The sequence below is a fragment of the Streptomyces canus genome (assembly GCF_041435015.1).
Classification (GTDB): domain Bacteria; phylum Actinomycetota; class Actinomycetes; order Streptomycetales; family Streptomycetaceae; genus Streptomyces; species Streptomyces canus_G.
In genome coordinates this window covers 6,059,560-6,079,069 of record NZ_CP107989.1, presented here as the reverse complement: position 1 = coordinate 6,079,069, position 19,510 = coordinate 6,059,560, and the positions used below count along the sequence as shown (strand labels likewise).

At 66.4% G+C, this 19,510-nt stretch carries 11 protein-coding genes and 3 rRNA genes; 7 read left to right on the top strand and 7 right to left on the bottom strand.

What is annotated here, in order from left to right; all coding sequences use genetic code 11:
- Positions 1-23: 23 nt before the first annotated feature.
- Genes OG841_RS27835 through OG841_RS27815 form a run of 5 tightly spaced genes read left to right on the top strand, consistent with a single transcriptional unit; the run spans position 24 to position 5,592 of the window.
- A complete protein-coding gene (locus OG841_RS27835) occupies positions 24-1,346 on the top strand; it encodes a glycerophosphoryl diester phosphodiesterase membrane domain-containing protein (protein ID WP_328639005.1) in 1,323 nt (440 codons plus the stop codon).
- A 31-nt stretch (positions 1,347-1,377) separates the two neighbouring features.
- Entirely contained in the window at positions 1,378-2,094 is a 717-nt protein-coding gene (locus tag OG841_RS27830) for a DUF4129 domain-containing protein (RefSeq protein WP_328643553.1), read from the top strand.
- Complete coding sequence (locus tag OG841_RS27825; RefSeq protein ID WP_371567021.1) at positions 2,091-3,293, top strand: DUF4350 domain-containing protein; 1,203 nt, start codon at positions 2,091-2,093, stop codon at positions 3,291-3,293. The genes OG841_RS27830 and OG841_RS27825 overlap by 4 nt, the downstream gene beginning before the upstream one ends.
- A complete protein-coding gene (locus OG841_RS27820) occupies positions 3,293-4,282 on the top strand; it encodes an AAA family ATPase (RefSeq protein WP_328639007.1) in 990 nt (329 codons plus the stop codon). The genes OG841_RS27825 and OG841_RS27820 overlap by 1 nt, the downstream gene beginning before the upstream one ends.
- Entirely contained in the window at positions 4,282-5,592 is a 1,311-nt protein-coding gene (locus OG841_RS27815; RefSeq protein ID WP_371567020.1) for a DUF58 domain-containing protein, read from the top strand. Before OG841_RS27820 ends, OG841_RS27815 begins: the two co-directional genes overlap by 1 nt.
- Positions 5,593-5,696: 104 nt before the next feature.
- Here OG841_RS27815 and rrf read toward each other — a convergent pair.
- The 4 genes from rrf to OG841_RS27795 all read right to left on the bottom strand — a co-directional run bounded on the left by rrf (position 5,697) and on the right by OG841_RS27795 (position 12,400).
- Positions 5,697-5,813: ribosomal RNA gene (gene rrf / locus OG841_RS27810) — 5S ribosomal RNA — on the bottom strand.
- Between the two features lie 71 nt (positions 5,814-5,884).
- A 23S ribosomal RNA gene (locus OG841_RS27805) occupies positions 5,885-9,004 on the bottom strand.
- A 304-nt stretch (positions 9,005-9,308) separates the two neighbouring features.
- Positions 9,309-10,834, bottom strand: a 16S ribosomal RNA gene (locus tag OG841_RS27800).
- The 16S, 23S and 5S rRNA genes sit together here, the layout of an rRNA operon.
- A gap of 558 nt (positions 10,835-11,392) precedes the next feature.
- Positions 11,393-12,400 carry a stage II sporulation protein M gene (locus tag OG841_RS27795; RefSeq protein WP_328639009.1) on the bottom strand — a complete coding sequence of 336 codons (1,008 nt, stop codon included), beginning with the start codon at positions 12,398-12,400 and terminating at the stop codon, positions 11,393-11,395.
- A gap of 130 nt (positions 12,401-12,530) precedes the next feature.
- Between OG841_RS27795 and OG841_RS27790 the strand changes: the two genes are divergently transcribed.
- Positions 12,531-13,544, top strand: coding sequence for an RDD family protein (locus OG841_RS27790; RefSeq protein ID WP_371567019.1), 1,014 nt, complete (start codon positions 12,531-12,533; stop codon positions 13,542-13,544).
- 69 nt (positions 13,545-13,613) lie between these two features.
- On the opposite strand, the gene OG841_RS27785 is transcribed toward OG841_RS27790, so the two are convergent.
- Both OG841_RS27785 and ahcY read right to left on the bottom strand, forming a co-directional pair.
- Positions 13,614-14,243 carry a hypothetical protein gene (locus OG841_RS27785; protein WP_328639011.1) on the bottom strand — a complete coding sequence of 210 codons (630 nt, stop codon included), beginning with the start codon at positions 14,241-14,243 and terminating at the stop codon, positions 13,614-13,616.
- A gap of 132 nt (positions 14,244-14,375) precedes the next feature.
- Positions 14,376-15,833 (bottom strand): adenosylhomocysteinase, encoded by a 1,458-nt coding sequence (gene ahcY, locus OG841_RS27780; protein ID WP_328639012.1) that lies wholly within the window; start codon positions 15,831-15,833, stop codon positions 14,376-14,378.
- A 490-nt stretch (positions 15,834-16,323) separates the two neighbouring features.
- Between ahcY and OG841_RS27775 the strand changes: the two genes are divergently transcribed.
- Positions 16,324-18,423 carry a fructose-specific PTS transporter subunit EIIC gene (locus tag OG841_RS27775; RefSeq protein WP_371567018.1) on the top strand — a complete coding sequence of 700 codons (2,100 nt, stop codon included), beginning with the start codon at positions 16,324-16,326 and terminating at the stop codon, positions 18,421-18,423.
- 90 nt (positions 18,424-18,513) lie between these two features.
- Here OG841_RS27775 and OG841_RS27770 read toward each other — a convergent pair whose 3' ends face one another.
- A complete protein-coding gene (locus OG841_RS27770; RefSeq protein WP_371567017.1) occupies positions 18,514-19,497 on the bottom strand; it encodes a cation diffusion facilitator family transporter in 984 nt (327 codons plus the stop codon).
- Positions 19,498-19,510 lie beyond the last annotated feature (13 nt).

Below are 19,510 nucleotides of genomic sequence, written 5' to 3'. Positions count from 1 at the left end.
ACGGGCACCGTGAAGGAGCGACGATGAACGACACTCCGGGCTGGGCCTCGCCCGGATCCGCCCCGCCCGACGGACACAAGCCCGGCACGTCCGATCCCGCCGAGCCCGCCGACCGGCCCGAGACGGCGAACCCCGCGAAAGAGCCGCAGGACAGCCCGCAGGACGCCGACTCGAAGTGGTCCCAGGAACAGCCGCCCCCCGGTCAGTGGTCCGCCCCCACAGGCCCCGCCGCTCCCGGTCAGACGCCCCCACCCCCGCCGCCCGGCCCGGGCTGGGGATCCCAGCCCCCCGCCGGCCCGCCCGGAGGCTACGTTCCCCCCCCGGGCTGGGGCGGCGGCTACGGCGGCTGGGGCGGCCCCCCGCCCGCAGCCAAGCCCGGCGTGATCCCCCTGCGCCCGCTCGGCGTGGGCGAGATCCTCGACGGCGCGGTCTCCACCATGCGCACCTACTGGCGCACGGTCCTCGGTATCTCGCTGACCGTCGCGGTCGTGACCGAGGTCCTCGTCATCCTGCTCCAGGGCTTCGTCCTGAACGACAGCGCAGGGACCGAGGCCCTCAACGACCCCAGCGCCAGCGTCGACGAGCTGACCCGCGCCCTGGGCGAGACCATGCTCGGCAGCACCATCGTCTTCCTGATCTCCCTGATCGGCACGGTCGCCGCGACCGCCCTGCTGACAGCGGTCACCAGCCGGGCCGTACTCGGCAGGCCGGTCACCACCGGTGAGGCCTGGCGCGACGCCCGCCCGCAGGTACCCAGGCTGTTCGGCCTGATCTTCCTCCTGCTGCTCATCACCTTCGGTGTGCTTGCCGTCGGGGCGCTGCCCGGCATCCTCGTGGCGGCCGCGGGCTCCAACGGCGGCGGCATCGCCCTCGTCGTCCTGGGCGTCCTCGGCGCCGGCGTCGTCGCGCTGTGGCTGATGATCCGCTTCTCCCTGGCCTCGCCCGCGCTGATGCTGGAGAAGCAGAGCATCGTGAAGTCGATGAGCCGCTCCACGAAGCTGGTCCGCGGTTCCTGGTGGCGGGTCCTCGGCATTCAGCTGCTGGCCGGGATCATCGCCAACATCGTCGCGGCGATCGTCGTCATCCCCTTCACCTTCCTCGCCGCGGCGCTCAGCGGCGAGGGTGTCGGCGGGTTCGTCAACGGCACCGGCGACCTCGGCTGGACGTTCCTCATCATCAGCGGCATCGGCTCGGTGATCGGCTCGATGATCACCTTCCCGATCACGGCGGGCGTCACCGTGCTCCTCTACATCGACCAGCGCATCCGCCGCGAGGGCCTCGACCTCGAACTGGCCCGGGCAGCCGGCGTCCAGGGCTACGGCACCGGCCCCACTCCCGGGAGCTGATGCGGTGAACCTGCCGGGGGGAGTGCTCACCATGCTGCGCGCCGGCGATACATCCGTGCTGTCACTGGCACGGTCCGCCGACGAACCGCCACTGACGACCCCGCGCGACCCCGCGCGAGAGGCGGCCCGTCGCGAGCTGTCCAAGCGCATGTACCACGAGAACGACCCCAGCTGGTTCCAGCGCGCCCTCAACGCGTTCTGGGACTGGGTCGACAAGCTGTTCAACGCCGCCTCGTCCGCGACACCAGGGGGATCACTCGGCCTCGTCGTCGTCATCGCCGCCATCCTCCTGATCGTCGGCGCGCTGTGGTGGCGCCTGGGCACTCCGCGCCGCGGGCCGGCCTCCTCCGCCGCCCTGTTCGACGACCGCCCACGCAGCGCCACCGACCATCGCGCGGCCGCCGAGGCACACGCCGCGCAGGGCCACTGGAACCAGGCCGTCCAAGAACGCATGCGCGCCATCGTCCGCTCCCTGGAGGAACGCGCCCTCCTCGACATCCGCCCCGGCCGCACCGCGGACGAGGCCGCCGCGGAAGCAGGCCGCGCCCTGCCCTCCCACACGGACCGGCTGCGTTCCGCGGCCCGGGACTTCGACGACGTCACGTACGGCGGCCGGGCCGCGACCGAGCAGTCGTACCACCGCATCGCCGAACTCGACCGCGACCTGGAACGCACCAAGCCGGTGCTCGCGGCCGGCGCGAGCAGCCACAGCGCGGCCCACAACGCCCGCCAGGGAGCCGCCGAATGACCACCGAGGCCACGCTCCCGTCCACCTCGGCCTCGCCCACCGCCCGCCAGGTGTGGACCCGCGCGCGAGGCATCGTGCTCGCCCTCGTTCTTCTCCTCGTCGCGGCCGTGGCGATCGCGGCGATCCGCTCCACCGAACGCCACGGCGGCCTCGACCCGCGCTCCGCCGACCCCTACGGCAGCCGCGCCGTCGCCGAACTCCTCGCCGACCGAGGCATCGACACCCGAGTGGTCACCACCCTCGACGAAGCCCGCGCCGCTGCCGGCCCCGACACCACGCTCCTGATCGCCGTACCCGACCTCCTGACGCATCGTCAGCAGAGCCAACTGCGCTCCGCGACCGCCGACTCCGACGGCCGCACCCTCCTCGTCGCCCCCGGCAGCTGGTCCGTGGAACGGCTGGCCCCCGGCGTCGTCGCGGACCCCGCCACCAGCCTCGACTCGACGCTCTCCCCCCACTGCGCCCTGCCGGCGGCCCAGCGCGCGGGCACCGCCGACACCGGCGGCATCCGCTACACCGTCACACAGCCCGGCTACGACGAGTGCTACCCCAGCGAGCGCCTGCCCACCCTGGTGCGCGTCCCGGCGGCCTCCGGAGACGGCGACACCGTCGTGCTCGGCGCCCCCGACATCCTCTACAACGACACCCTCGACGAGCAGGGCAACGCCTCGCTCGCCCTCCAACTCCTCGGCTCCCGCCCCCATCTGGTCTGGTACCTCCCCTCGCTCTCCGACCCCTCGGCCACCGGCCCGGACGAGGAAAAGGACTTCCTCGACCTGCTCCCCTCGGGCTGGCTGTGGGGCACACTGCAGCTCTTCTTCGCGGCAGCACTCGCCGCCCTGTGGAGGGCACGCCGACTGGGCCCGCTCGTGCCCGAGAAACTCCCCGTGGCGATCCGCGCCTCCGAAACCGTCGAAGGCCGCGCCCGCCTCTACCGCAAAGCCAACGCCCGCGACCGCGCGGCCACCGCTCTTCGCTCCACCACCCGCACCCGCCTCGCCCCCCTCGTAGGCGTCCCCGTCACCCAGGCGCACGCGCCCGAAGCACTGCTCCCCGCCCTGTCCGCCCATCTCCACAGAGACGGAGACGGACAGTCCCTGCAGTCCCTCCTCTTCGGCCCGCCGCCCGGCGACGACGCAGCCCTCATCTCCCTAGCCGACCAACTCGACGCCCTCGAAAGAGAGGTACGCCGTTCATGATGGACCCGACCACTGACAACGCCGGGACCACCGGGGACCCGGGCTCCGCCAGGGCCTCCCTGGAAGCCCTGCGCGCCGAGATCGCCAAAGCCGTGGTCGGCCAGGACCCCGCCGTGACCGGTCTCGTCGTCGCCCTCCTCTGCCGCGGACACGTACTACTGGAAGGAGTCCCTGGGGTCGCCAAAACGTTGCTCGTCCGCGCCCTCGCATCCGCACTCGAACTCGACACCAAGCGCGTCCAGTTCACCCCCGACCTGATGCCGAGCGATGTGACGGGCTCCCTGGTCTATGACACCCGCTCCGCCGAGTTCTCCTTCCAGGCCGGCCCGGTCTTCACCAACCTCCTCCTCGCGGACGAGATCAACCGCACCCCACCCAAGACCCAGTCGTCCCTCCTGGAGGCCATGGAGGAACGCCAGGTGACTGTCGACGGCACCCCGCGCCTCCTCCCCGACCCGTTCCTGGTCGCCGCGACCCAGAACCCGGTCGAATACGAGGGCACTTACCCCCTTCCCGAAGCCCAGCTGGACCGTTTCCTCCTCAAACTGACGATCCCGCTCCCCTCCCGCCAGGACGAGATCGACGTCCTCACCCGCCACGCCGAGGGATTCAACCCCCGCGACCTGCGCGCCGCCGGCGTACGCCCCGTGGCAGGCCCCGCCGACCTCGAAGCCGCACGCGCCGCAGTCGCCAAGACCACGATCTCCCCCGAGATCACCGCCTATGTCGTCGACATCTGCCGCGCCACACGCGAGTCCCCTTCCCTCACCCTGGGCGTGTCCCCGCGCGGCGCCACGGCCCTCCTGGCCACCTCGCGCGCATGGGCGTGGCTGACCGGCCGCGACTACGTGATCCCCGACGACGTGAAGGCCCTGGCCCTCCCCACCCTTCGTCACCGCGTACAACTGCGCCCGGAGGCCGAGATGGAGGGCGTGACGGCCGACTCCGTCATCAACGCGATCCTGGCCCACGTCCCGGTCCCCCGCTGATGGCCCTCACCGGACGCGCCGCACTCCTCGCCGCCCTGGGTTCTCTCCCTGTCGGCATCTGGGAACCCAGCTGGACCGGCATCCTCGCCGTCAACGCCCCCCTGGCGGTGGCCTGCGCCTGCGACTTCGCCTTGGCGGCACCCGTACGACGGCTCGGCCTGGCTCGCTCCGGCGATACCTCCGTCCGCCTGGGCGAGGCCGCCGACGTCACCCTCACGGTCACCAACCCGTCCGGCCGCCCCCTCCGAGCCCACGTGCGCGACGCCTGGCCCCCCAGCAGCTGGCAGCCCGGCACCGAAGTGGAAGCCTCCCGCCACCAACTGACCGTCCCAGCGGGCGAACGCCGACGCCTCACCACTCGCCTGCGCCCCACCCGCCGAGGCGACCGCCATGCCGACCGAGTGACGATTCGCTCCTACGGCCCCCTCCGCCTCTTCTCCCGCCAGGGCACCCACAAGGCCCCGTGGACGGTCCGCGTCCTGCCCCCGTTCACCAGCCGCAAGCACCTCCCATCAAAGCTCGCCCGCCTGCGCGAACTCGACGGCCGCACCAGCGTTCTCACCCGCGGTGAGGGCACGGAATTCGACAGCCTGCGCGAGTACGTCCCGGGTGACGACACCCGTTCCATCGACTGGCGAGCCACCGCCCGACAGACGTCCGTCGCCGTACGCACCTGGCGCCCCGAACGCGACCGCCACATCCTCGTGGTCCTCGACACCGGCCGCACATCGGCAGGCCGCGTGGGCGACGCACCCCGTCTTGACGCCTCCATGGACGCGGCTCTGCTCTTGGCCGCCCTTGCCTCCCGCGCCGGCGATCGCGTGGATCTCCTCGCATACGACCGCCGAGTACGCGCCCTGGTCCAAGGCCGAACGGCCAAGGACCTGCTCTCCTCCCTGGTCAACGCGATGGCCCCCCTTGAACCCGAACTAGTCGAGACGAACGCTCGGGGCCTCACAGCCACAGCCCTGCGTACGGCTCCTCGCCGCTCCCTGATCGTGCTGCTCACCAGCCTCGACGCCGCACCGATCGAGGAGGGCCTGCTGCCCGTCCTTCCTCAACTCACCCAACGGCACGCGGTCCTTCTGGCCTCAGTGGCGGATCCTCATATCGCCCGCATGGCGACGGCCCGCGGAAACACCGATGCGGTCTATGAGGCCGCAGCGGCTGCCCAGGCGCGGATGGAGCGCCATCGCACGGCGGAACAACTCCGCCGCCACGGAGTGACTGTCGTCGACGCGACACCGGACGATCTGGCTCCAGCGCTGGCCGATGCCTATCTGGCATTGAAGGCGGCAGGGCGCCTGTAAACGAAAAAAGGGGGGGCGCGAAGCGCCCCCCTTTTTTGAGGAAACCGAACCTTAAATGCAGAAAGGCCCACACCATAAGGTGTGGGCCTCTCCATCTAAAAGGAGTTCGGCGGTGTCCTACTCTCCCACAGGGTCCCCCCTGCAGTACCATCGGCGCTGTAAGGCTTAGCTTCCGGGTTCGGAATGTAACCGGGCGTTTCCCTCACGCTATGACCACCGAAACACTATGAAGTTAGACCGGAAAAACGACACGGTCGTTGCCTCAGAACTAACACAGTGGACGCGAGCAAATATGGACAAGCCCTCGGCCTATTAGTACCGGTCACCTCCACCCATTACTGGGCTTCCAGATCCGGCCTATCAACCCAGTCGTCTACTGGGAGCCTTAACCCCTCAAGGGGGTGGGAATACTCATCTCGAAGCAGGCTTCCCGCTTAGATGCTTTCAGCGGTTATCCCTCCCGAACGTAGCCAACCAGCCATGCCCTTGGCAGAACAACTGGCACACCAGAGGTTCGTCCGTCCCGGTCCTCTCGTACTAGGGACAGCCCTTCTCAATATTCCTGCGCGCGCAGCGGATAGGGACCGAACTGTCTCACGACGTTCTAAACCCAGCTCGCGTACCGCTTTAATGGGCGAACAGCCCAACCCTTGGGACCGACTCCAGCCCCAGGATGCGACGAGCCGACATCGAGGTGCCAAACCATCCCGTCGATATGGACTCTTGGGGAAGATCAGCCTGTTATCCCCGGGGTACCTTTTATCCGTTGAGCGACGGCGCTTCCACAAGCCACCGCCGGATCACTAGTCCCGACTTTCGTCCCTGCTCGACCCGTCGGTCTCACAGTCAAGCTCCCTTGTGCACTTACACTCAACACCTGATTGCCAACCAGGCTGAGGGAACCTTTGGGCGCCTCCGTTACTCTTTAGGAGGCAACCGCCCCAGTTAAACTACCCATCAGACACTGTCCCTGATCCGGATCACGGACCCAGGTTAGACATCCAGCACGACCAGACTGGTATTTCAACGACGACTCCACCTGAACTGGCGTCCAAGCTTCACAGTCTCCCAGCTATCCTACACAAGCCGAACCGAACACCAATATCAAACTGTAGTAAAGGTCCCGGGGTCTTTCCGTCCTGCTGCGCGAAACGAGCATCTTTACTCGTAGTGCAATTTCACCGGGCCTATGGTTGAGACAGTCGAGAAGTCGTTACGCCATTCGTGCAGGTCGGAACTTACCCGACAAGGAATTTCGCTACCTTAGGATGGTTATAGTTACCACCGCCGTTTACTGGCGCTTAAGTTCTCAGCTTCGCCACACCGAAATGTGACTAACCGGTCCCCTTAACGTTCCAGCACCGGGCAGGCGTCAGTCCGTATACATCGCCTTACGGCTTCGCACGGACCTGTGTTTTTAGTAAACAGTCGCTTCTCGCTGGTCTCTGCGGCCACCCCCAGCTCGAGGAGCAAGTCCTCTCACCAGTGATGGCCCCCTTCTCCCGAAGTTACGGGGGCATTTTGCCGAGTTCCTTAACCATAGTTCACCCGAACGCCTCGGTATTCTCTACCTGACCACCTGAGTCGGTTTAGGGTACGGGCCGCCATGAAACTCGCTAGAGGCTTTTCTCGACAGCATAGGATCATCCACTTCACCACAATCGGCTCGGCATCAGGTCTCAGACTATTGCCAGGCGGATTTACCTACCTGACGTCCTACACCCTTACCCCGGGACAACCACCGCCCGGGCTGGACTACCTTCCTGCGTCACCCCATCACTCACCTACTACCACCTTGGTTCGGCGGCTCCACCACTTTCCATTCCCCGAAGGGTCCGGAACGGCTTCACGGCCTTAGCATCAATAGGTTCGGTGTTTGACGCTTCACAGCGGGTACCGGAATATCAACCGGTTATCCATCGACTACGCCTGTCGGCCTCGCCTTAGGTCCCGACTTACCCTGGGCAGATCAGCTTGACCCAGGAACCCTTAGTCAATCGGCGCACACGTTTCCCACGTGTGTATCGCTACTCATGCCTGCATTCTCACTCGTGAACCGTCCACCACTGCCTTCCGGCGCGGCTTCACCCGGCACACGACGCTCCCCTACCCATCACGATCCCCGTTGGGGGTATATATCGCAATGACACGACTTCGGCGGTACGCTTGAGCCCCGCTACATTGTCGGCGCGGAATCACTAGACCAGTGAGCTATTACGCACTCTTTCAAGGGTGGCTGCTTCTAAGCCAACCTCCTGGTTGTCTCTGCGACTCCACATCCTTTCCCACTTAGCGTACGCTTAGGGGCCTTAGTCGATGCTCTGGGCTGTTTCCCTCTCGACCATGGAGCTTATCCCCCACAGTCTCACTGCCGTGCTCTCACTTACCGGCATTCGGAGTTTGGCTAAGGTCAGTAACCCGGTAGGGCCCATCGCCTATCCAGTGCTCTACCTCCGGCAAGAAACACACGACGCTGCACCTAAATGCATTTCGGGGAGAACCAGCTATCACGGAGTTTGATTGGCCTTTCACCCCTAACCACAGGTCATCCCCCAGGTTTTCAACCCTGGTGGGTTCGGTCCTCCACGAAGTCTTACCTCCGCTTCAACCTGCCCATGGCTAGATCACTCCGCTTCGGGTCTTGAGCGTGCTACTCAAACGCCCTATTAGGACTCGCTTTCGCTACGGCTACCCCACCCGGGTTAACCTCGCAACACACCGCAAACTCGCAGGCTCATTCTTCAAAAGGCACGCAGTCACGAGGCAAGCACAAGTGCTTGCCCGACGCTCCCACGGCTTGTAGGCACACGGTTTCAGGTACTATTTCACTCCGCTCCCGCGGTACTTTTCACCATTCCCTCACGGTACTATCCGCTATCGGTCACCAGGGAATATTTAGGCTTAGCGGGTGGTCCCGCCAGATTCACACGGGATTTCTCGGGCCCCGTGCTACTTGGGTGTCTCTCAAACGAGCCGCTGATGTTTCGACTACGGGGGTCTTACCCTCTACGCCGGACCTTTCGCATGTCCTTCGCCTACATCAACGGTTTCTGACTCGTCCTGTCGCCGGCAGACGACAGAAGAGAGATCCCACAACCCCGAATGCGCAACCCCTGCCGGGTCTCACACGCATACGGTTTGGCCTCATCCGGTTTCGCTCGCCACTACTCCCGGAATCACGGTTGTTTTCTCTTCCTGCGGGTACTGAGATGTTTCACTTCCCCGCGTTCCCTCCACATACCCTATGTGTTCAGGTATGGGTGACAGCCCATGACGACTGCCGGGTTTCCCCATTCGGAAACCCCCGGATCAAAGCCTGGTTGACGACTCCCCGGGGACTATCGTGGCCTCCCACGTCCTTCATCGGTTCCTGGTGCCAAGGCATCCACCGTGCGCCCTTAAAAACTTGGCCACAGATGCTCGCGTCCACTGTGCAGTTCTCAAACAACGACCAGCCACCCATCACCCCGCCCTCACAGGCGAGTTCACTGGGGCCGGCATCGAGGGGGTTCATTCCCTCAGACACCCAACAGCGTGCCCGACACCCTCGCCACTCATGATCAGCTTTCCACGCTCCGAAGAGCAGTACTGGCAGCCCGAGATGACTGAAAGTGCCGAATAATCAACGTTCCACCCATGAGCAACCACCGTCGAACGTGTGCCGACGTAATGGCCCTGGACCACCGGGCAAGCCCGGCGGCCTAGATGCTCCTTAGAAAGGAGGTGATCCAGCCGCACCTTCCGGTACGGCTACCTTGTTACGACTTCGTCCCAATCGCCAGTCCCACCTTCGACAGCTCCCTCCCACAAGGGGTTGGGCCACCGGCTTCGGGTGTTACCGACTTTCGTGACGTGACGGGCGGTGTGTACAAGGCCCGGGAACGTATTCACCGCAGCAATGCTGATCTGCGATTACTAGCAACTCCGACTTCATGGGGTCGAGTTGCAGACCCCAATCCGAACTGAGACAGGCTTTTTGAGATTCGCTCCACCTCACGGTATCGCAGCTCATTGTACCTGCCATTGTAGCACGTGTGCAGCCCAAGACATAAGGGGCATGATGACTTGACGTCGTCCCCACCTTCCTCCGAGTTGACCCCGGCGGTCTCCTGTGAGTCCCCATCACCCCGAAGGGCATGCTGGCAACACAGAACAAGGGTTGCGCTCGTTGCGGGACTTAACCCAACATCTCACGACACGAGCTGACGACAGCCATGCACCACCTGTACACCGACCACAAGGGGGGCACCATCTCTGATGCTTTCCGGCGTATGTCAAGCCTTGGTAAGGTTCTTCGCGTTGCGTCGAATTAAGCCACATGCTCCGCTGCTTGTGCGGGCCCCCGTCAATTCCTTTGAGTTTTAGCCTTGCGGCCGTACTCCCCAGGCGGGGAACTTAATGCGTTAGCTGCGGCACCGACGACGTGGAATGTCGCCAACACCTAGTTCCCACCGTTTACGGCGTGGACTACCAGGGTATCTAATCCTGTTCGCTCCCCACGCTTTCGCTCCTCAGCGTCAGTAATGGCCCAGAGATCCGCCTTCGCCACCGGTGTTCCTCCTGATATCTGCGCATTTCACCGCTACACCAGGAATTCCGATCTCCCCTACCACACTCTAGCTAGCCCGTATCGAATGCAGACCCGGGGTTAAGCCCCGGGCTTTCACACCCGACGTGACAAGCCGCCTACGAGCTCTTTACGCCCAATAATTCCGGACAACGCTTGCGCCCTACGTATTACCGCGGCTGCTGGCACGTAGTTAGCCGGCGCTTCTTCTGCAGGTACCGTCACTTTCGCTTCTTCCCTGCTGAAAGAGGTTTACAACCCGAAGGCCGTCATCCCTCACGCGGCGTCGCTGCATCAGGCTTTCGCCCATTGTGCAATATTCCCCACTGCTGCCTCCCGTAGGAGTCTGGGCCGTGTCTCAGTCCCAGTGTGGCCGGTCGCCCTCTCAGGCCGGCTACCCGTCGTCGCCTTGGTGAGCCATTACCTCACCAACAAGCTGATAGGCCGCGGGCTCATCCTTCACCGCCGGAGCTTTCAACCACCACAGATGCCTGCGGTAGTGGTATCCGGTATTAGACCCCGTTTCCAGGGCTTGTCCCAGAGTGAAGGGCAGATTGCCCACGTGTTACTCACCCGTTCGCCACTAATCCCCACCGAAGTGGTTCATCGTTCGACTTGCATGTGTTAAGCACGCCGCCAGCGTTCGTCCTGAGCCAGGATCAAACTCTCCGTGAATGTTTACCCGTAATCGGGTGCACACATCACGAGAGCGGAGCGACCACCGGAATAAGGCGGTCGCTCACAGCGTCCTCGCTGTGTTTTCTTCAAAGGAACCTCGCCCCAGCAGATGCTGGAGACGGGGTATCAACATATCTGGCGTTGATTTTTGGCACGCTGTTGAGTTCTCAAGGAACGGACGCTTCCTTTGTACTCACCCTCTCGGGCTTTCCTCCGGGCTTTTTCCCTTCGGTCTTGCGTTTCCGACTCTATCAGACCGTTTCCGGTTCCGATTTCCTCGGTGCTTTCCAGGTTCCCGCTCTCGCGATTCCCTTTCCGGCGTTCCCAACGTTATCAGAACTTTCAGACCGGACTAACCGGCCATCTGTTTCCGATTTCATCGGGAAGGGGCTTCTCTGAAATCGAGATTTCCAGAAGCAGACAGACACTCACTGCTACCGAGCGGGATGAACCCGGCTCCAGGCAACTGTTCGAATCTACCTCCCCGCATGCTCCGTGTCAACGGCTCCTGTGGGGCGAAGGAGACAGTAGCAGCTCAGCAGGGTCTGCTGCACATCAGGCGGCGGTGGGGACAGTGGCGCTGCGTTCGGCAGCCTCGACGTCGCCTGTGTCACCCGCGCGCGCCGCTCGTCCGCCCAGGACGAAGACGTAGGCGAGGAAGGCCGACTCGGCGACGACCCCGATGGTTATGCGGGCCCAGGTGGGCAGGCCCGAGGGGGTGACGAAGCCTTCTATCGCGCCGGAGACGAACAGGACCAGCGCGAGGCCTATCGCCATGCCCACGGCGGCTCGGCCCTCCTCCGCCAGTGCCGTGCGTCGGGAGCGAGGGCCGGGATCGATCAGGGTCCAGCCGAGACGCAGGCCTGTACCGGCCGCGACGAAGACCGCCGTGAGTTCGAGGAGGCCGTGCGGGAGCACGAGGCCGAGGAACGTGTCGAGACGGCCGACCGACGACATCAGACCCATGCCGACGCCGAGGTTGAGCATGTTCTGGAACAGGATCCAGAGGACCGGGAGGCCCAGAAAGATCCCCAGGACCAGGCACAAGGCGGCCGCCTGGGCGTTGTTCGTCCAGACCTGGGCGGCGAAGGATGCCGCGGGATGGCTCGAGTAGTACGTCTCGTACTGGCCGCCGGGGCGGGTGAGCTCGCGCAGTTCACTGGGGGCCGCGATGGAGGACTGCACCTCGGGGTGGGTGCCGATCCACCAGCCCAGGAGGGCTGCCACGACGGTGGACAGCAGCGCGGTGGGCACCCACCAGTGCCGCGATCGGTAGACGGCGGCGGGGAAGCCGTAGGCGAGGAAGCGGGTGACATCGCGCCAGGAAGCGCGGCGAGTTCCTGTGACGGCACTACGCGCGCGTGCCACGAGTTGACTGAGCCGACCGGTGAGCTGCGGGTCGGGGGCGCTGGACTGGATCAGCGAGAGGTGGGTGGCGGTGCGCTGGTAGAGGGCGACGAGTTCGTCCGCTTCTGCGCCGTTGAGGCGGCGCTGGCGCCGGAGCAGGACGTCGAGGCGGTCCCATTCGGCTCGGTGAGCGGTGACGAAGACGTCGAGGTCCATCGGTTTGCCCACTCCTCGGCTGATCGTCGGCGGTCCGTCATGAGGGTCAGCTTGTCGTACTGCGACGCGATGCGCCCTCAGCTTGGCAGACTGGCCGTTGACCAGTCGGATCAGGGGAAGGACAGCAGGCGTGAGTGAGCTCGTGACGGGCGAGGCGGTGGCTCTTGAGCTGCGTCCTGCGAGGCTGCCCAGCAGGGCGTTGGCCGTGCTGATCGATCTGATCGTGGCCGTGGTCGTGTACATCGCCGTGACCGTCGCGCTGGTGGCCGCTTCTGCTTCTTTGGACGACGCGGCCCAGGTGGCGCTCTCAATCGCCGTGTTCCTGCTCGTACTGGTGGGCGGCCCGATCGCAGTCGAGACGCTCAGCCATGGGCGATCGCTGGGGAAGCTAGCCGTGGGGCTTCGCGTGGTCCGGGACGACGGCGGGCCCATCCGCTTCCGGCATGCGCTGGTGCGGGGTGCGATCGGTGTGATCGAGATTCTCATGACGTTCGGTGTCGTGGCCTGTATCGCCTCGCTCGTGTCGGCGAGGGGGCGTCGGCTCGGTGACGTGTTCGCGGGGACGCTGGTTGTGCGGGAGCGGATTCCGGTGGGGCCCAGTGGATTCGTGCCACCGCCTCCGCCCTGGCTGGCCGGTCGGTTCTCCGGGCTCGATCTGTCGGCGGTTCCCGATGGCCTGTGGCTTGCCATCCGTCAGTACCTGACCCGGATGCACCAACTCGACCCGCAGATCGGCTGGGCCATGGCGGAGCGGCTGGCGTCCGATCTGGCGGCGCATACGGGAACTCCCGCGCCGCAGGATGTGCCGCCGGGCGCGTATCTGGCGGCGGTGGTGCAGGAACGGCAAGCCCGCGAGGCCCGGCGGGCCTACGGCGGCGGCACTACGGAGGCCGGGCTGTCTGCGGCGTCGAGGCCGTCCGGTCCTGCGGTCGGAGTGCAGGGCGATTACCCGTATCCGGGGGCGCAGTCCGCTGCTCCGTTGTCTCCTCGGCCGCCCTTCTCGTACGGCGTCGAGGCGGCTCCGGAGGTGGCGCGTCCTGGTGTTCCAGTGGATGGGGTCTCGTCCGAGAAGTCCTCCGAGGGGCCCCGGCCCGCCGTGCCGCCGGAGAGCGGGCCCGCGTCGGGGTTCGTTCCGCCGGCTTGATCCCGCGGGTTGCCGGGCGCGGCTGATGTCAGGTGCGGGAGCGGGCACCCGCTGAAGTCCGAGGCCGCTTCAGTCCGGCGGTGGTGCGGGGAACGTCGACGGCGGTGATTCGAGGTCCTCCAGCTCGATCCCGGGGGCCGCGAGGACCACGTCGCCGGCGATGTGCACGGTGTGCTGTTCGCCCGTGTCCAGGGCTGTGACCTGGTATTCCTCCACGTTCAGCGGGCCGTTGTCAGTGGCGTGTGTTTCTCTTTTCAGCAAGGTCCAGGACTGGTCCACGGTGCGCGGGGCGAGGACGGGGTCCGTGAAGGCCACGAGGCGTACGCGGGTTGCTGATGAGGAGGGGGTGAGGCGCAGGAGACGGGTGGTGGCGACGAGGAACGCGGGGGATGTGCCGGTGAAGGCATGGGCGGCGACATTGCCTTCCGTGGCGTGGGCCCCGGTGGGGTCTGTACGGACCCAGGTGACGCCGTCGAGCGCGGCACCGCGCACCTGCCAGCTCGCGGCGTGCAGTTCGAGGCGGATGGGGCGGCCGAGTTCGTCGAGGGTGAGGTCGACCGAGCCGCTGTGATCGCCTGCGGGGGTGGTCAGTTGGGAGACGTAGCGCCAGCCGGACGGGCCGGGGGCGCACTGAAAGTGTTCGTCTGCGAGGGGGGTGTGATCGTGCGGATCGTGGAGCGAATAACGGCCGCGGGGCATGGGGGTCCTGGGTTCTGACGGGCTGTTCCGGCCTGACGGTCACACGGCGAGGGTCACAAGGCCAAAGGGGCAGGCCCCCGACACGGGGGTGCGGGGGCCTGCCTCGGAGGGTCTGCTGCTGTGCCGTACGGCTCAGTAGCGGTAGTGGTCCGACTTGTACGGGCCCTCGACCTCGACGCCGATGTACGCGGCCTGCTCCGGGCGCAGCTGGGTCAGCTTCACGCCGAGCGCGTCCAGGTGGAGGCGGGCGACCTTCTCGTCGAGGTGCTTGGGCAGCACATAGACGTCGGTCGGGTACTCCGACTGCTTGGTGAACAGCTCGATCTGGGCCAGGGTCTGGTCCGCGAAGGAGTTGGACATCACGAACGACGGGTGGCCGGTGGCGTTGCCCAGATTCAGCAGACGGCCCTCGGACAGCACGATGAGCACCTTGCCGTCGGGGAACTTCCAGGTGTGGACCTGCGGCTTGACCTCGTCCTTGACGATGCCGGGGATCTTGGCGAGGCCGGCCATGTCGATCTCGTTGTCGAAGTGACCGATGTTGCCGACGATCGCCTGGTGCTTCATCCTGGCCATGTCCGAGGCCATGATGATGTCCTTGTTGCCCGTCGTGGTGACAAAGATGTCGGCCTTGTCGACGACCTCGTCCAGCGTCGTGACCTGGTAGCCGTCCATCGCCGCCTGCAGCGCGCAGATCGGGTCGATCTCGGTGACGATGACGCGGGCGCCCTGGCCGCGCAGGGACTCCGCGCAGCCCTTGCCCACGTCGCCGTAGCCCAGGACGACCGCGGTCTTGCCGCCGATGAGGACGTCGGTGGCGCGGTTGATGCCGTCGATCAGGGAGTGGCGGCAGCCGTACTTGTTGTCGAACTTCGACTTGGTGACCGCGTCGTTCACATTGATCGCCGGGAACAGCAGGACACCGTCGCGCTGCATCTCGTACAGGCGGTGGACGCCGGTCGTGGTCTCCTCGGTCACCCCGCGGATCTCCGAGGCCAGCTGGGTCCACTTCTGCGAGCCGTCCGTGATGGTGCGGTGCAGGAGTTCGAGGACGCAGCGGTGCTCGTCGGACTCGGCGGTGTCGACGGAGGGAACCTTGCCGGCCTTCTCGTACTCGACGCCCTTGTGGACGAGGAGGGTGGCGTCACCGCCGTCGTCCAGGATCATGTTCGGGCCGCCGGTGGGGGTGTTCGGCCAGGTCAGCGCCTGCTCCGTGCACCACCAGTACTCCTCCAGGGTCTCGCCCTTCCAGGCGAAGACCGGGACACCCTGGGGGTTGTCCACGGTGCCGTTCGGGCCGACGGCGATGGCGGCGGCCGCGTGGTCCTGGGTGGAGAAGATGTTGCAGGACGCCCAGCGGACCTCGGCGCCCAGGGCGACGAGGGTCTCGATGAGGACGGCGGTCTGCACGGTCATGTGCAGGGAGCCGGTGACGCGGGCGCCGGCCAGCGGCTGCGTCTCGGCGTACTCCTTGCGGATCGACATCAGGCCGGGCATCTCGTGCTCGGCGAGGGTGATCTCCTTGCGGCCGAACTCGGCCAGGGAGAGGTCGGCGACTTTGAAGTCCTGTCGGTTGTCGACAGTCGTCATTACGAGCTGCTCCTCGGGGTTGGGGCGCGGTAGTACTGCTGGTCTGCGCGGCGGCGGACACAGGGGTGCCCGAAGAGGACACAGGCATGCCCGGTGCGCGCAGCGCAGTCCGTCGGAGGCCCTCTCTCCCTCGGCCGGTCCGCGTGCGAACCGCCCGACCGCCATCAGCAGCGACGTCTGGCTCCGTCCCAAGCTACACCGGTCGGCCGGGGCACCCCAGTCCGCCTCCGCCTACATCAGGCCGATCACGGGCGGCCGTCCGGGACGTCGGCGAGGTGCCGTCCGTCGTGCTGACGGGGTGCTGTGACTGCCGTGACAACGGACCTGAGAACTGCTGAACAGGCGACAACAGACCAGGTCATCCGGGCACTTTTGCTTCTTGGGTGGTCTGGGCAGGTGAAGGAGGATGCGAAGAGATCGGCAGATCTCATCGATCTTGCGGGGCGTCCGGGACGGCGTTTCCGCGTGACAAAGGCGTGAGGAGATCGACGTGACCAGTCCGGCCGGACCTCCCCCCACGGGCGGCGGCAGCGAGCAGCAGCGGTTGAAGCTGCTCGCGGTGACCGCGTGCCCGACCGGCATCGCCCACACATATATGGCCGCGGAGAAGCTCGCGCAGGCTGCCGCGAGCCGTGACATCGACATGAAGGTGGAGACCCAGGGCTCGATCGGGGCTGAAAATGTCCTGGATGACAACGATGTCAGCCACGCGGACGGTGTCATCATCGCCGCGGACAAGGACGTGGACCTGAGCCGTTTCGTGGGCAAGCGCGTTCTGACCGTGGGGGTGGCGGAAGGGATCCACCACCCCGAGCAGTTGATCGAACGGGTGCGCTCCGCGCCGGTGCACACGGCGGGCGCCGCCCCGGCAGCATCGGCATCGGGCGGCGGCAAGGAGCGGAGCGTCGCGTACAAGGCGCTGATGAACGGGGTCAGTTACATGATCCCATTCGTGGTGGTCGGCGGGCTGCTGATCGCGATCTCGCTCTCGCTCGGCGGGCACACCGACCCGTCCGGCGGCTTGGTCATCCCGAAGGACTCCTTCTGGATGGACATCAACAACATCGGCGTCATCGGTTTCAAGCTGATGGTGCCGATCCTGTCCGGATACATCGCGTACGCCATCGGGGACCGGCCCGCCCTCGTGCCGGGCATGATCGGTGGCTGGATCGCGAACACGGGTGAGCTGTACGACTCGAAGGCGGGCGCCGGGTTCATAGGGGCGATCGTGACCGGGTTCCTCGCCGGGTATCTGGTGCTGTGGATCAAGAAGGTCAAGGTCCCGAAGTTCGTGCAGCCGATCATGCCGATCATCGTGATCCCCATCGTGGCGACCACGGCGCTGGGGTTGTTCTTCATCTACGTCATCGGGAAGCCGATCTCCTGGGTGTTCCAGCACCTCACCGACTGGCTCAGCGGAATGACGGGCACGAGCGCGATCCTGCTGGGCGCGATTCTGGGGCTCATGATCGCGTTCGACATGGGCGGGCCGGTCAACAAGACGGCCTTCCTGTTCGGCACGGGGCTGATCGCGACCGGCAACCAGACGGTCATGGGCATGTGCGCGGCCGCGATCCCGGTCATGCCGCTCGGGCAGGGACTGGCGACCTTGATACGGAGGCGCCTCTACACCGAGCAGGAACGGGAGACCGGTCTGGCCGCGCTGTTCATGGGCTGCTTCGGCATCTCCGAAGGTGCGATCCCGTTCGCCGCGGCGCGGCCCGCACAGGTGATTCCGGCCAATATGCTCGGCGGCGCGGTGGCCGGCGCGATCGCCGGTGTCGCCGGGGTCGAGGACGCCGTACCGCACGGCGGGCCGATCGTGGCGGTGTTGGGCGCGGTGACCGGGGTGCCGATGTTCTTCGTGGCCGTGCTGATCGGCACCGCGGTCACCGCGCTGACGACGGTCACGTTGGTCGACGTCAGCGAGCGGAGGCGCAAGGGTGCGGCGCCGGTGGCCGGACTGGGCGTGGCCGGGCCGCTCGAGCCCGCGCTGGTCGGGGTGGGTGCCGGTGCGGCGGCCGGTGGAGCCGCCGGTGCCGTGGTGGCGCAGCGGATCGTGGCCTCGTCGAGCGTGCCCGCCGCGGAGGCGGCACCGACCGGGACGCCGAGTGCCGGTGCCGACACCAATACCGGCGTCCTCTCCGGCTATCTCACCGAGCAGACCGTGAAGGTCGCCCTCGACGCCCATGACAAGGAGGCAGCCATCCGGGAGATGGCCGAGTTGCTCGCCCGGACCGGCAAGGTGGCGGACCTGGACGAACTGGTCGCCACCGCCTTGCGGCGGGAGGAGCAGGGGACCACCGGGCTCGGGGAGGAGATCGCGATTCCGCATGCCAAGACGGATGCGGTGACCTCGCCCGTCGTCGGGTTCGCGCGGTCCGCCGAGGGCGTCGAGTGGGGTTCGCTGGACGGTACGAAGGCCAGGCTGGTCTTCATGATCTCCGTGCCGGAGGCGGCCGCGGGGGATGAACACCTGCGGATCCTGGCGCTGCTGTCGCGCAAGCTGATGGACCCCGGGTTCCGGGAGCGGCTCATCGCGGCGCCGGACGGGGCGGCGGTGCTGGAGGTGCTGAGCGAGGTCCGGTAGTTGCCGGAGCACCGAGAACCGACGGGGCCCGCCGAGAAGGTCGGCGGGCCGCGTCGTCGTACAGCGCAAAAGCCGTGCCGCGGCAGAACCTCAGTGGCCGGGCGCCGGCTGCTGTGCCGGTCCCCCGGGGGTCGCCTCCCGGTCGGCGCCCTTGGCGGCCTCGGTCTCGCTGTAGATGTCCGGCTCGAGGTAGATGACGCGGGCGATCGGGACGGCCTCGCGGATGCGGGACTCGGCGGCGTTGATCGCGGAGGCGACCTCGGCGGCCGTGTCGTCGTGCTGGACAGCGATCTTGGCGGCGATGAGCAGTTCCTCGGGACCCAGGTGGAGCGTGCGCATGTGGATGATGCCGGTGACGGTGTGGCCGTCGACGATCGCTGCCTCGATCTTATGGACCGCCTCGATGCCTGCGGCCTCGCCGAGCAGCAGGGACTTGGTCTCCGCCGCCAGGACGAGGGCGATCAGGATGAGCAGGATGCCGATGCAGAGGGTGCCGATGCCGTCCCAGACGCCGTCGCCGGTGAGCAGGGCCAGGCCGACGCCTCCGAGGGCGAGGACCAGGCCGACGAGCGCGCCGAAGTCCTCCAGGAGGACGACCGGGAGCTCGGGTGCCTTGGCGCGACGCACGAACTCCTTCCAGGAGAGGTTGCCGCGCAGCGGGTTGGACTCCTTGATGGCCGTCCGGAAGGAGAAGCCTTCGGCGATGATCGCGAAGACGAGGACGCCCACCGGCCAGTACCAGTGCTCGATCTCGTGCGGGTGCTTGATCTTCTCGTAGCCCTCGTAGACGGCGAACATGCCGCCGACCGAGAAGAGGACGATGGAGACCAGGAAGGCGTAGATGTAGCGCTCGCGGCCGTACCCGAAGGGGTGTTGCGGGGTGGCCTCGCGCTGGGCCTTCTTGCCGCCGACCAGCAGCAGGAACTGGTTTCCGGAGTCGGCGAGGGAGTGCACGCCCTCGGCGAGCATCGACGAGGAGCCGCTGAACGCGAACGCCGCGAACTTCGATGCCGCGATCGCGAGGTTGGCGCCGAGTGCCGCCACGATCGCCCTGGTTCCGCCTGACGCGCTCATCTGCTCGCGTTGT